Below are 12910 nucleotides of genomic sequence, written 5' to 3'. Positions count from 1 at the left end.
TGCTAACGAAGGAATTTTTCAATAGCAGATCGTAATTTCTGATTGGCCAAAGAAAGCTGGTTGCGAACGGTCTTGTCCGAGATGAGTAACTTTTGTGCAATCTCTGGTGTACTGAAACCTTCCTTGGTATTGAGCTGCACTACACGACGCATTTGATCAGGTAGCCTATTGACTTGCAATTCCAAAAAATCGTCGAGTTCCCGCTTGATGGTGACCTCCGGTATTCTGTTGTCATGCTGACTGTACCAAGTAGGGATATTTTGTTCTAGGTCTAGCTGAAGTTTGTTCTTGCGGTAGTGGTCCGTAATCCGATTGCGTAGAGCCGTGTAAAGATAACCTTTGAGTGTGTCCAGGCGATTGTCTAAGTCTTGGGATTTTAGCAATTTAAGAAATACATCGTGAAGTAGATCCTCAGCAAGCGCATGATCCTTTACTTTTTTCAAGGCAAAATAGTAGAGCTCTTTCCAGTACAGCTTGTATATATGGTTGAAGCAGTCAATTTTAGGATCGGAGTGATGCATTTTTTCTGTTATTGATCTCTAAACTCGTATGCCCTCTTTGGAGTGACAGCGTTAAAACATGACAAATCTAGGTATGTAGTGTTAACTGAATATTAATATAGAGAGAATATTTAGCGGTCACAATCTTTGGAAATGATAAAACAAATCGGTCTCATTGCCCTAGCTGATAGGAAGATACTTTACTTTGGCACACGCATGATTTTTTTGTTGAATTAAATCGAATTTTTATTTTTGCCATATGTTATACACTAAAGACCATACAATTGCAAAACCTTGGACTATTTAATCCCATGCAATTGTAGCATATCCGCCTTTTAAAGAATTTTTTTATCAATCTTTCTGGGAAAGTATTCAGCTATTGTTTATATTAAATTTCCTCAAAAAGCTATTTACGAACGATTAAATCTATTAAGATGACTACCAAAGACATTCAAAATCTTACTGAGGCCCACGGGCTTACGATAACTGACGATATAAAATTCAATGATATGGGTATTGATTTTAGGGTCGGTATCGTATTAGATATCAACGGACAGCAATGGGTACTTCGAATTCCCAGACGAGATAATATGATAGATCAAATCGAAGAAGAAAAACAGATATTGAATTTAGTCAAGAAGCACCTTTCGGTTGAGGTTCCAGACTGGAAAATTGCAAGCCATAGCTTAATAGCATATCCGCTACTTAAGGATAAGCCGGCGTTAACCTACGACGGCATCACCTATGAAGTCACCTGGAATATGGATAAGGATAGTCCCAATTATGTTCCTTCCTTGGCAAAAGTACTGGTGGAACTTCATCATATCTCAGCGTCTGAGGTCAGCGCAAAGAATCTAAAAATAAAGACCACCATGGATTTGAAAAAAGAAATAGAAAATCAACTAAGATTGGTGAAATCAGAAATTGGTATTTCGAAAGAATTGGAAGCTAGGTATAAAACTTGGTTGGATAATGATTCCCTTTGGCCTAAGTTTACAAAGTTTATCCATGCTGATCTCTATGCTGGTCATATTTTGACCGATAACAACAATGAAGTTTCAGGAATTATTGACTGGACCACTGCGCACATTGGTGATCCAGCAATGGATTTTGCTGGCCATCTCAATGTATTTGGAGAAGAAAGCCTGAAACAATTGATTGAAGAATATGAGAAGCGAGGCGGACAGATTTGGGAAAGAATTTTCGAACAAACTGTAGAAAGAGCAGCTGCCGCTGCCTTAGCCTATGGATTTTTTGCGGTGGAAACTAAGAGTGATCTTCATATCCAAGGTGCTAAAAAGATGTTGGGAGTTGGGTAAAAATTAAGCTACGATGATAATGTAACCATGAACGAAACAGAGATATTTTATCCCGCAAGCCAAGCAGCTTGGCGGCAATGGTTAGAAAAAAACCATTTGTCGAAACAATCTGTTTGGCTTGTTTTTTATGCTAAGTCATCAGGCAAACCGTCTATCACGTGGAGCGAATCCGTTGATGTGGCGCTTTGCTTTGGTTGGATAGACAGCAAAAAAATTAGAATAGACAATGAAACAGCGCATCAGTTTTTCAGCAAACGAAAACTGCAAAGCACCTGGAGTAAAATTAACAAAGAAAAAATAAGGAAACTCATTGACGAAGGGTTAATGACACAAGCGGGTTTGGACGTTATTGAAGCCGCCAAACAAAATGGTTCATGGACGATTTTGGACGAAGTAGAAGAGCTGATCATCCCGAACGATTTAGAGAAAGCGTTCAAAAAACACAAAGGTTCAAAAGACTATTTTTTAAGCTTGAGCAAAACGGTTCGGAAAATGATGTTGACATCACTCGTTCTTGCGAAAAAATCCGAAACCCGGCAAAAACGTATAGACGAAATTGCCGAACTCGCAGGAGAGAAAAAGAAGCCAAAACAGTTTTGAGGAAAACATAAAAGTGCCTTGCGTAACTGTCGAATTTCGCATTAGTCAATTACAGATAGGCCATCAAGGAGAAGGCACTCCATAAAGCTAGGTGTAGAATAATTTTGTATTATGTAATTTTGGGCTATGAAAAGGTCAGCGATATCACGTAAAGATTTTTTTAAAAAATCAGGGTTAGGGCTTGTGGGAACAATCTTGATTCCAGAGCTATTAGGAGTAGAGCGTATTTTAGCGCAGGAGATGGTTAATGAGAAAAAAATATCAACAATGAGTGATTGCATTTTAAAGAACGTTTTATTAGAAACAGGGTTTGAATATGACGGTGACGAAATCGTCCGTACTAAAACAGGGTTGTTTTATATTGTCATTCATGAAGGAAAAATCAAAAGTATAACACCTAATAAGCCAAACGATCCGAATGCTATTGACGCAAAAGGATTATTGATGTTGCCGGCATTTAAAGATATGCACATCCATTTAGACAAAACTTTTTATGGTGGCGATTGGCAAGCCGTCCGAAGCAGAACAGGTGGGGTTAAAGGAATGATTGAATTAGAGAAACAGATCTTGCCGGAAATGTTAAAGACTTCTACCTATCGTGCAGAAAAGTTGATTGAATTGCTGCAATCAAAAGGTACTTCTTATGCAAGAAGTCATGTCAATATCGATCCCACATCAAAATTGCAGTCGCTTAAAAATCTTCAAAAAGCATTAGAGAACAAGAAGAAAGGTTTTGGTGCGGAGTTGGTTGCATTTCCACAACATGGCGTTTTCTACACTGACTCAGTTCCATATCTAAAAGAAGCTGCAAAAATGGATATTGATTTTATTGGTGGTGTTGATCCTTATTCGATAGATGGCGCTATTGAAAAAACAATGGACTTTACCGTGCAGCTTGCTTTAGATAACAATAAGGGTATCGATATTCATCTGCATGAATCGGGTGAATCCGGACTGAAAACAATAGAGTACCTAATCAAAAAAGTAAATGAAAATCCGGTTTTAAAAAACAAAACCTACTTGAGTCACGCCTTCGTATTGGGAAGATTGGATTCATCGAAAGAAGAAGAAATCGCGGAGAAATTAGGCGATGCAGGTATTGGTGTCGTATCAACGATCCCATTTGGCAGATTGATTATGCCAATTCCTACATTGTACAAACACAATGTGACGGTAATGACAGGTAACGACAGTATCATTGATCATTGGAATACCTGGGGAAGTGGTAGTGTATTACAAAAAACTAACGTAATGGCTCAACTTTACGGCTATGGGACAGAATTCCTGTTGTCCAGAAGTTTGAAATTGGCAACCGGAAATATTTTGCCGCTAGATGACAAAGGAAACCAACAATGGCCAAAAGTAGGTGATGCTGCAAACGTAGTCCTTATCGATGCAAGCTGTTCGGCAGAAGCCGTATCCCGTATTTCTCCAGTGAAGTCCCTTATTCACAAAGGCAATATCGTATATTGATGACCAACAAACACCTTAGATAATATTGGACACCGCACGGTGCTTTTAAATTGATAAGGCCTATGAAAGTCAAAAGAACAGTCGCTAATGTAAGTACATAGCAAATTGACGCCGCGAATCGGTTTTATGGTCATTTGCATTATTAAGTCAATTCAGTCTCTTATCGGTTGTGCGGATACTCCTGTATCCAATTAAACTCCCGTTTCATCAATTCAAACTCATCCGGGTTCTGTTTGATTAATTTGACTTCCTCCGTTCGATCGCTAAACGTTTTCGTTAAAAGTACATCCCCATTTTCCAGTACAGAATAATCAAACGTATAGTTATTTAACGATATTTTGTTCTTTGTAGAATCGATTGCCGGACTTACCCGCTTCTTTTTGTAATACATATCTCTGATGGTGGCATGTCCTTCATATTCGAAAACGATAGATGCCCAGTCCTTCGGTATGGTTGTGCGTATATCATTACTACGCTCGATCAAGTATATTCCATATAATGGTGATTTTTTGGAGTAAAGTTCGATAAGTTTCTGTCTATTAAGAAGACCGGAGATTTGTTGTACCAAGAAAATAGTAACCACAGCTATCTTGAGAACAAAAAGCATTTTGTTTTGCCAGGGCTTGGTGAACTTTGGTTTTCCGAGGGCTTTTAGCTGAACAGATTTTCCGAGTATGAGGAAATTAAATAATGGTTTGATATGTGGCAGTAGTAAAAATAATGATAATAGAAACAACGCAGTAGAAATCATTTTAACGGGCACATCAAAAAAATAATTGGCTGTCATAATATTGATACTAATCGCCATTGTTATCAAAGCGCCCAATACGACAGTTTTCCTGAACAAGAGAAGTCCCGCTAGTATTTCCATAATTCCGACAAAAATATTGTATCCTTTCGAGTATCCAAAGTAAGTCCAAGCTAATCCCATGGGAGAAAATTCGCCTAAAGGTTGCATCAATCGATCTAGACCGGGAGGAAGCATCTGCGTATGACCCAGTTTAATGACACCATAGTTTATCAACATGAATGCGATGTAATACCGAATAAATGTTGATAACCAATAATAGCTAGTATGGTAACTTTTTCGGTTTCTGTCTGCAATAGACCAAATTATAGTCCCGATGACAGCCCATAGGAAAAGGATAAGTAACGTTATCCAATCATAGGAGGTGTCACCGCTACCGTTCGTAAAGATCGAATAGTCATAGCTATAATATAACACATTGTTTGCGAACCAAGGCGTAAACCCATGCATTAATTGTACGAACGGTTTATTTATATAGTTAAATAATGGAAAAGCTCCATTATTCATTATCAGAATAAAAGATAAGATAAAAATGAATGAAAAGCGAAAACCTATTTTTGTTGGTAAATTCCAGTAATAATTCATCATAGATAAAGATATTTAATATCTGCAAAACTTGGCCTTATCATTCCTCCATATATTTTGTTCATAAGGAGATCAATTACCTCCAAGTAAAATGAACTACCTGTTCCTCCAATGCGGGTTTTGTTGTTCTATAAAAGTCCACCGCATGGTCATCAGCTTTGTCCGCCTGTAAAAAAAACTTCCGCAAATAGGTTGATAAGCTTCTCAAAAGGTACTATATCTTTGACAGCAAGCTTTTTGATAGTCAGATTATCACTCATTATCGTTGATTTTAAAGGATAATCCTATAAAATTAATAAACGTTTACGTCAAAAACAATGCTCTTGTTCTTTTCACCGAGTGGATACCTTAGCATCCGCTTTCTTTGATCGACTTTTAAATCGTATATTGCCATGACCCTTTGTATTTGAGAAATGCAATATAAGGACATACGAAGTTCAGTAATGAAGCAATGAATTTTCAAAGCATAGCGCCAAACAAATCCATTTCATTGTTTGTGAAGAACATCTGGGTATTTGAAAGCGAGGATAGAAACTTGAAAACAAGTTTACCTTTTTTCGCAGATGGCTATCCCGGACTGATGTTCCAGCGGACGGAAAATGGGCTGATAGTGCACCCGCACGATAAAGCGATGCCTGAAATCTTTCTTTATGGACAAACCATTAAACCTATTGAACTGGAAATTTCCGGAGCATACTTACTCATCATTTTTCAGCTATATCCGTTTGTTTTGAGAACGTTTTTTAATCTCGTTCCGCAAAGCATAAACGATAACTGTTACTATTTGGACGACATGAAGGCGGACGACGGTATAACGGTGCTTGCCAAGGAATTACAAGCTTCCGATTCCCTTGAGGGTAAGGTCGAAGTAATCACAAATCTACTACTGTCATTCTTAGAAAGAAAAAAGCAAGATCTTGACGATAAAATACGTGAAGCAGTTATACAGATTATCAGGACAAAAGGACAGGAAAACATTCTTGTCATTGCTGCAAAATGTAACTTAAACATGCGTACGTTTGAAAGGCGGTTTCGTAATGAAACCGGGCTTTCGCCCAAACAATTCTCCCAAATTATCCAGTTCCAGGCTTCTATGGAGCAACTTACCGTAAAAGATTATAGCAAGCTGACAGATATTGTTTATCAAAATGGTTTCGCCGACCAGTCCCATTTCATACGTGTTTTCAAAGCGTTCACAGGTAAAACGCCGAAAGCATTTAAAAAATAAGCAAGCGTTGTCGTTTTTATTCTATTTTCTAGGCATTATATGCTGCAATTTTGCCACGTAGACTAAAAGCAAAAAAAATGAAAATAATCGTTTTTGGTGCAACGGGCACCGTAGGTACAGAAATTGTAAAGCAAGCGTTGGAAAAAGGGTACGGGGTAACAGCTTTCGTGCGTAATCCAGAAAAAATCATAGCGCTAAACCACCCCAATCTTCATGTGTATACTGGAGATGTCTCTAATGCAGACGATGTAAAACGTGCGGTGAAAGATCACAATGCGATTTTTTGTGCATTAGGAGATGGAAGAGCCGGTAAGATACGGGCGTTAGGAACTTTAAATATTATCCATGCCATGAACAGCGTTGCGGTCAGGAAGTTGATCTGTTTATCGACACTCGGTATGGGCGAAAGCTATGGAAATCTCAACTTTATCTGGAAGCATATCATGTTTGGCATGCTACTCAAAAGAGCATTCAACGACCACAAATTGCAGGAAGAGTATATACACAACAGCAACTTGGATTTTACTATAGTCAGACCGAGCGCATTGACTGGTGGAGCGGTGACCAACGGATATAAGATTGGTTTTGACGGAAAATACAAGAAACTCAATCTTAGAATATCACGAGCAGACGTCGCGGACTTTATGTTGTGCCAGTTGCATACTGAAAGCAACGTAGGGAAAGCAGTTAGTATATCGAATTAATATTTCTTTCCTAGTCATCGAACATAGAACGGTACATATTGGGAATCGCGTGTGTTCTAAGGTCACGCTTTGCGATCTTAGAGCGGTTCCCTCCCAACTCTTATTGATCGTACGGTTAGCCATAGGGTATTGCCTGAAATATTAGATTGGAGAGATGAAATTTGGCCAAGAAATTCGCAAATTGCGACTTCAAAATTATCCTGGAGTCTGGGCTTTTTCATATATAAGACCTTCCGATTTCAGCTCTTTCCAAAAATCAACCGGTATTTCAGACTTCCAGGATCTTACATTGCTTTTAACCTGATCGGTTGAACTTGCGCCCGGAATAATAGCTACAAACTCCTCACATGTCAGCACAAAATGTATTGCTGCGGTAATCATGTCGGTATCATATTTTTTAGCGATTTCCTCGATCTTATCCCGTTTTTCGGTCATTCCTTTCGGGATTACGTCCTTGTAATTGTAGCGGTCTCTCCCAGCAATAAATCCGGAATTATAACCCGCTCCGGAGACCAATTTTACGCCTGCTTTTTTAACGGCAGGAAGCAGACGGTCCACGGCGTCTTCATGTTCTAATATGGAGTATTGCGTAGCCGACAAACAGATGTCAGGATCCGCAGCCTCTATACAATCTAGGATCGGTTCGATCTTATTCACACCCATGCCCCAAGCTTTAATAACCCCTTCATCACGGAGTTTTGATAACACTTTAAAAGCGCCTTCTTTGGCTTGTTTCAGGTAATAAATATAGCGATCGCCCACCTGATCCTCCGACAAATCGTGGATGTAAACAATGTCAATATAATCGAGCCGAGTGCGTTCTAAACTGTCCTCAATGGATTTTTTCACCGCATCGGCTGTGTACATATGTTTGAAATCGAAATTCAGCGGATTTTTCCACATCGTTGGCGGTACTTCTGATTCGGGAACCGGTGTAAATAAGCGGCCGACTTTGGTAGAGAAAACAAAATCTTCACGGTTTTTGTCTTTCAGAAATTCGCCAAACCTTCTTTCACTTTTTGTGAGTCCATACCAGGGCGAAGTATCATAATGGCGGATACCTAGATCCCAAGCTTCCTGCAAAATTTTCTGTGACTGATCGTCGGTAATATTTTCAAACGCCGTGCCGATTGGTACCCCACCAAGACCTAGTTCGTGTTCTTTTTTTAAAACTATATCGCTCATTTTTTATATCTTTTTAATTTACTGCTGATCCGGATTTTTGTTTATCAGAATAACAATAAATATGTGGAACTGTTTAAAAATTCGATAAAAGTTCTTACCAGTAACGTTTCATTTTATATGGTTATGAGCGCGAGTACAAAGATTTCCTTTTCTATCGTCAACCTTGATGGATAACATTATCTGCACTTTGTTTTTCACAAGCTGTCTATTTCATATTCAGTCCAAACAGCGAGTTCCTAGCCGTCTAAATCCGTGAATTGAAAACGTTTCCTCCGGGGAAACTGAAAATACCCTTAACAATAGTGCTCCCTGCGCTTATTATTTTATTTTTAGTCGTTTCAATATCTTTCGTATAGAGAATGATTAAGAGGCCCGCAAGGCATTTTTGTACTTTTACCCGAGCCATTTTTGCCTTTGATCCAATAAATGTCTTCCTTCATATCTAATGATGGTATGTCGAGCGCTGAATATGATGCGTAGTATATTTTAAGTTCCTTATCTCTAGCATGATGGTGTATAGCATGCTTTCAAATAATCTGTCAGCGTCGTAGGGAGTTTAATGATATCGTTCGGATATTCTGGAACGGCTAGGTTATCAATAACAGCTTGTGTCATATCAGCTAGATTACGTGCCGCGTTCACTGTAAAGCCAACTGACAAAAGGGTATCCTGCCATTTGTCTTTTTCGATGGGTTGCACAGTTACATCCCTGTTAAGGACCTTCGAAAAGACATCGGCCACATCCCGTGAAGTGTATTTTTCTTGTCCTGTTAGTTCATAGATTTTTCTCTTTTCTGAAGATGATGTGTCTATTATTACTTTAGCAATGAATTTAGCTAAGTCGATCGGGGAATGCATCTCTATTTGCAACTCTTCGGAAAAAAAAGTTGGTAAGACACCATGTTGATCAGCGGTTTCCATATAGGCCAACCAATTACTGAAATAATAAGAAGGTCTGATATAAACCCGCTCTATAGATAGCTCATCCAATCCCTGTTCTAAAATTCGGGACATCAGAATGTTGCCGGTGTCGCCTTTGATATGTGCTCCTATACAAGACAACGCGACTACTTTTTTAATTCCTGTCGCTTGGATCGCGGTCTTATAATTTTGGACAATATGTTTGGTTTCTCCGATGATGTCGTTGGACACCGGATTTTCGGGTGTCAAAACGAAAGCCGTAGTTCCGCCTTGGAACGCTTCCACAAGTTTTTCGACATTGAATAGGTCGACTTCCCGGGATTCAATGGTTTTATCAGAAAGTTTTTGAAGATTTCTGACCAGCGCCCTAACCGGAACGTTCTGCTGTTTTAGTTCTTGGATAAGATATGATCCTACCTGCCCTGTGGCTCCTACAATGATGTTCATATATTTTTCTAATTTTGAGAGTAAGAATGTCTGTGAACAAAGATAAGAGCGACAGGTGACAACGGTATGTCAGGGGTGGCACTCCTTTGTTTTAAAAGCTACAAAGGAAGCGAAGCAGAGGTTTTTATGTAAAACATCTGTTTTCTTAAATCCAACTTTCTCCAATAAATTTAACTGATACATCAAACTACGCGGTGTATCCTCCCGATCGATGTAGGCAAAAACATGATCTCTATAGTGCTCATCCCTCAAACCTGTCAAATATTCCCCATAAAGTTCTTGATAGATATATTGCTGTAATGCTGTATCAGACTGATGAACCAGGTCGAATATCCAAATGCTGCCGCCCTCTTTTAACAAACCAAAAAAATTGTTAAACGCTGTTTCCCAATCGTTATCATTACGCAAATGATGCAGCACAGCCGTTGCGATAATAACATCAAATTTTTCCGTTCCGAAATCAATCGATCTAAAATCACCTTTGCGTACATCAACTTTTCCTTGTGTTACCGCACCAACCCTCTCTAATGCCCTGTCTAACATTGGTTGACTCAAATCAACTAATGTCACATCAATATCTGGTTTTTTCTGTGATAATTTTACCGAATAATTACCAGCACCGCAACCAATATCCAATACAGACTTAAGTGTGGGATAATGACGGACGATACCTTCTGTTATCAGCTCCATATTAAATGTTGCATCTAAGGTTGTCTGTTGACCCGTTTCCAGTTTAGAAAACCGTTCCACATCATTATCAAAGCGTTCTTCAATTTCTTTTATCGTAGATTTCATAAATTCAATTTTTTTCGAGTAGTAATAAGGTAGAAATAAATTTAAGCCAAATATCCTAGAATTCAAACAAGCGGATACTCCACCGGGAATACACTGCTTAATATCGCATCCGACCAAAAAAACTAAAAGATAAATTATACCGTTATTAAAAAGTATAAAAATATACTATATTAATTATAATTAGTATATTTGTGAACAAATTGATTATGTATGAATTATAATTTGATTAAAGATATACTTGATTTGGTCGTGGAATTTGAAAATCAAAATACCGGTTTGAATAAGTCGGCAGTTACCATCGATGATTTCAAAAAGTGGATTTTTATAAATTATAATGACGAGAACTCGACTACCGAGCCTAATTGGGAAGGGAAAGAGAACGGTCGAAGTCCCGAAAGTGTCATAAATACATTAATTGTGCATATGAACCGCTATGCTAAAAGCTATTCAAAGTCGGCAATTTTCGGCTCCGATTTTTCGTCGCAGGAAGATTTTATTTACCTCATCAATCTAAAAGCCTTTGGTGAGATGACAAAAATGGAGTTGATAAAAAAGAACGTCCACGAAAAACCTGTCGGAATGCAGATTATCAATCGCTTAATTTCAAAAGGGTGGGTAAACCAAGCAGCTTCGGAAATCGATAAAAGAAGTAAGGTTTTGAAAATTACTGACAAAGGTATTCAGGTTTTGGATAAGCAAATGGATAAAATCAGAAAAGCAACTAAAATTGTTACAGGAGATTTAACCAAAAATGAAAAAATGGAATTGATCCGCTTGCTCGATAAGCTCAATGACTTTCATAAGCCGATTTATGACAAAAATATAGAACCCGAATATTTGTTGGAAAAAGCCTTAAATAATACAAACTTATGAAAAAGAAGATAGCTGTTATCGGTTCGGGATTTTCGGGTTTATCGGCTGCTGCATATCTGGCCAAAGCAGGAAATGATGTACATGTTTTTGAAAAGCACGACCAATCAGGTGGCCGAGCAAGGCAATTTACGATCGAACAAGGTTACGTGTTTGATATGGGGCCAAGCTGGTATTGGATGCCTGATATTATGGAAGGTTTCTTTGCCGATTTCGGTTGCAAAACGGCTGATTTCTTTGAGTTGGTTTCTTTAAATCCACAGTTTGAGATGATTTTTTCCGATGAGAAAATTGACGTGCCTGAAAGTTTAGCGGAATTAAAAACCGTCTTTGAAAAAATCGAAAAAGGTGCAGCATCGCAGTTGCAAAAATTTATGCAATCGGCAAAATTCAAATATGAAATCGGAATGAAAGATTTTGTGAATAAACCTTGTCATAACTGGGCGGAATTTATTTCTCCCAAAATAGCGAAAAGTGCCTTAAAGTTAGATCTGCTGACCAGTTTCCGAACTTATGTTGCTCGATATTTTAAAAGTCAAAAGTTAAGAACGCTGATGGAATTTCCCGTGATTTTCTTGGGTGCCTCTCCCAAAAATATTCCGGCAATGTACAGCTTGATGAACTATGGAGGGTATGCTTTGGGAACGCATTATCCTCTGGGTGGCTTTTATCAATTAGTGCTGGCCATGAAAAGTGTAGCCGAAAAGCAAGGTGTACATTTTCATTTTAATAAAACCGTTGAACGCATTAATACACAAAATGATAAGGTGAGTTATTTGACTATCAATGACGAAAAATATGAATTTGATGCCGTGGTTGCTTCTTCGGATTATCAGCATACCGAAACACTCTTAGATGCACCGTATAGAAATTATAATGACGATTATTGGAAGAAAAAAACATTTGCACCATCGAGCCTCATTTTCTATTTAGGTATCAATGAAACCATTCCCAATCTGAAACACCATACGCTCTTCTTTGAGAATGAATTGGACGAACATATTGACTGTATCTATAAAGGAAAAAAGTGGCCGGAAAAACCATTGTTTTACGCGTGTTGTCCGTCAAAAACTGATGATAGCGTTGCTCCGGAAGGAAAAGAAAATTTGTTTTTGCTGATGCCTTTGGCTATCGGAATGAACGATGAGGAATGTATTCGGGAAAAATACTTAGCACAAATGCTTTCAAGAATCGAAAAGCACACAGGCATAAGCGATTTACAGTCTAAAATTGAATATAAAAGAAGTTATTGTGTCAGCGATTTTATGGCTGACTACAATGCTTATGGTGGCAATGCTTATGGTTTGGCAAATACACTTGGTCAAACGGCGGTTTTGAAACCCAAAATCAGCAACAAAAAGCTGAGAAATTTGTTCTATACAGGTCAGCTGACGGTTCCGGGGCCTGGCGTTCCGCCGTCAATCATATCAGGAAAAATTGTAGCCAACGAAATAATCAAAATAAAAAACTGAGTA

The 12910-nt window shown here is 38.4% G+C and carries 12 protein-coding genes; 7 read left to right on the top strand and 5 right to left on the bottom strand.

Annotated features, from left to right (window positions below; all coding sequences use genetic code 11):
• Positions 1–2: 2 nt before the first annotated feature.
• On the bottom strand, positions 3–521 hold the full coding sequence (locus tag C5749_RS07970) for an RNA polymerase sigma factor (protein WP_105724631.1): 519 nt from the start codon (positions 519–521) through the stop codon (positions 3–5).
• Positions 522–934: 413 nt separating this feature from the next.
• Between C5749_RS07970 and mph the strand changes: the two genes are divergently transcribed.
• The 3 genes from mph to C5749_RS07955 all read left to right on the top strand — a co-directional run bounded on the left by mph (position 935) and on the right by C5749_RS07955 (position 3892).
• Positions 935–1819: an Mph(E)/Mph(G) family macrolide 2'-phosphotransferase gene (gene mph, locus C5749_RS07965; RefSeq protein ID WP_105724629.1), complete on the top strand. Its 885-nt coding sequence runs from the start codon at positions 935–937 to the stop codon at positions 1817–1819.
• A 27-nt stretch (positions 1820–1846) separates the two neighbouring features.
• On the top strand, positions 1847–2419 hold the full coding sequence (locus tag C5749_RS07960; RefSeq protein ID WP_105724627.1) for a YdeI/OmpD-associated family protein: 573 nt from the start codon (positions 1847–1849) through the stop codon (positions 2417–2419).
• 126 nt (positions 2420–2545) lie between these two features.
• Positions 2546–3892, top strand: coding sequence for an amidohydrolase (locus C5749_RS07955; RefSeq protein ID WP_105724625.1), 1347 nt, complete (start codon positions 2546–2548; stop codon positions 3890–3892).
• Between the two features lie 160 nt (positions 3893–4052).
• Here C5749_RS07955 and C5749_RS07950 read toward each other — a convergent pair whose 3' ends face one another.
• Complete coding sequence (locus tag C5749_RS07950) at positions 4053–5288, bottom strand: DoxX family protein (RefSeq protein WP_105724623.1); 1236 nt, start codon at positions 5286–5288, stop codon at positions 4053–4055.
• A 448-nt stretch (positions 5289–5736) separates the two neighbouring features.
• On the opposite strand from C5749_RS07950, the gene C5749_RS07945 reads away from it, so the two are divergent.
• Together C5749_RS07945 and C5749_RS07940 are read left to right on the top strand one after the other, a co-directional pair.
• Positions 5737–6513, top strand: a complete 777-nt coding sequence (locus tag C5749_RS07945; RefSeq protein ID WP_105724621.1) for a helix-turn-helix domain-containing protein — start codon at positions 5737–5739, stop codon at positions 6511–6513.
• A gap of 77 nt (positions 6514–6590) precedes the next feature.
• On the top strand, positions 6591–7217 hold the full coding sequence (locus C5749_RS07940) for an NAD(P)-dependent oxidoreductase (RefSeq protein ID WP_105724619.1): 627 nt from the start codon (positions 6591–6593) through the stop codon (positions 7215–7217).
• 195 nt (positions 7218–7412) lie between these two features.
• Here C5749_RS07940 and C5749_RS07935 read toward each other — a convergent pair whose 3' ends face one another.
• The 3 genes from C5749_RS07935 to C5749_RS07925 all read right to left on the bottom strand — a co-directional run bounded on the left by C5749_RS07935 (position 7413) and on the right by C5749_RS07925 (position 10565).
• Positions 7413–8402, bottom strand: coding sequence for an aldo/keto reductase (locus C5749_RS07935; RefSeq protein WP_105724617.1), 990 nt, complete (start codon positions 8400–8402; stop codon positions 7413–7415).
• A 501-nt stretch (positions 8403–8903) separates the two neighbouring features.
• Positions 8904–9770, bottom strand: coding sequence for an NmrA family NAD(P)-binding protein (locus C5749_RS07930; protein ID WP_105724615.1), 867 nt, complete (start codon positions 9768–9770; stop codon positions 8904–8906).
• Positions 9771–9839: 69 nt separating this feature from the next.
• On the bottom strand, positions 9840–10565 hold the full coding sequence (locus C5749_RS07925; protein ID WP_181151312.1) for a class I SAM-dependent methyltransferase: 726 nt from the start codon (positions 10563–10565) through the stop codon (positions 9840–9842).
• A 210-nt stretch (positions 10566–10775) separates the two neighbouring features.
• On the opposite strand from C5749_RS07925, the gene C5749_RS07920 reads away from it, so the two are divergent.
• Both C5749_RS07920 and C5749_RS07915 read left to right on the top strand, forming a co-directional pair.
• Positions 10776–11438 (top strand): MarR family winged helix-turn-helix transcriptional regulator, encoded by a 663-nt coding sequence (locus tag C5749_RS07920; RefSeq protein WP_105724613.1) that lies wholly within the window; start codon positions 10776–10778, stop codon positions 11436–11438.
• Entirely contained in the window at positions 11435–12907 is a 1473-nt protein-coding gene (locus C5749_RS07915; protein WP_105724611.1) for a phytoene desaturase family protein, read from the top strand. The genes C5749_RS07920 and C5749_RS07915 overlap by 4 nt, the downstream gene beginning before the upstream one ends.
• The last annotated feature ends 3 nt before the right edge of the window (positions 12908–12910 follow it).

Origin of the sequence: Sphingobacterium gobiense, from assembly GCF_002980575.1 — a bacterium.
Lineage (GTDB): Bacteria > Bacteroidota > Bacteroidia > Sphingobacteriales > Sphingobacteriaceae > Sphingobacterium > Sphingobacterium gobiense.
Note: the sequence above shows the minus strand (reverse complement) of the source record. Positions and strands in the feature narration are given on the sequence as shown.

Excerpts from the sequence above, each read along its gene's own strand:
- C5749_RS07960 (WP_105724627.1), top strand. The coding sequence starts at position 1,847 with ATGAACGAAACAGAGATATTTTATCCCGCAAGCCAAGCAGCTTGGCGG.
- C5749_RS07955 (WP_105724625.1), top strand. The coding sequence starts at position 2,546 with ATGAAAAGGTCAGCGATATCACGTAAAGATTTTTTTAAAAAATCAGGG.
- C5749_RS07970 (WP_105724631.1), bottom strand. The coding sequence starts at position 521 with ATGCATCACTCCGATCCTAAAATTGACTGCTTCAACCATATATACAAG.
- C5749_RS07915 (WP_105724611.1), top strand. The coding sequence starts at position 11,435 with ATGAAAAAGAAGATAGCTGTTATCGGTTCGGGATTTTCGGGTTTATCG.
- C5749_RS07925 (WP_181151312.1), bottom strand. The coding sequence starts at position 10,565 with ATGAAATCTACGATAAAAGAAATTGAAGAACGCTTTGATAATGATGTG.
- C5749_RS07935 (WP_105724617.1), bottom strand. The coding sequence starts at position 8,402 with ATGAGCGATATAGTTTTAAAAAAAGAACACGAACTAGGTCTTGGTGGG.
- C5749_RS07950 (WP_105724623.1), bottom strand. The coding sequence starts at position 5,288 with ATGATGAATTATTACTGGAATTTACCAACAAAAATAGGTTTTCGCTTT.
- C5749_RS07945 (WP_105724621.1), top strand. The coding sequence starts at position 5,737 with ATGAATTTTCAAAGCATAGCGCCAAACAAATCCATTTCATTGTTTGTG.
- C5749_RS07940 (WP_105724619.1), top strand. The coding sequence starts at position 6,591 with ATGAAAATAATCGTTTTTGGTGCAACGGGCACCGTAGGTACAGAAATT.
- mph (WP_105724629.1), top strand. The coding sequence starts at position 935 with ATGACTACCAAAGACATTCAAAATCTTACTGAGGCCCACGGGCTTACG.
- C5749_RS07930 (WP_105724615.1), bottom strand. The coding sequence starts at position 9,770 with ATGAACATCATTGTAGGAGCCACAGGGCAGGTAGGATCATATCTTATC.
- C5749_RS07920 (WP_105724613.1), top strand. The coding sequence starts at position 10,776 with ATGAATTATAATTTGATTAAAGATATACTTGATTTGGTCGTGGAATTT.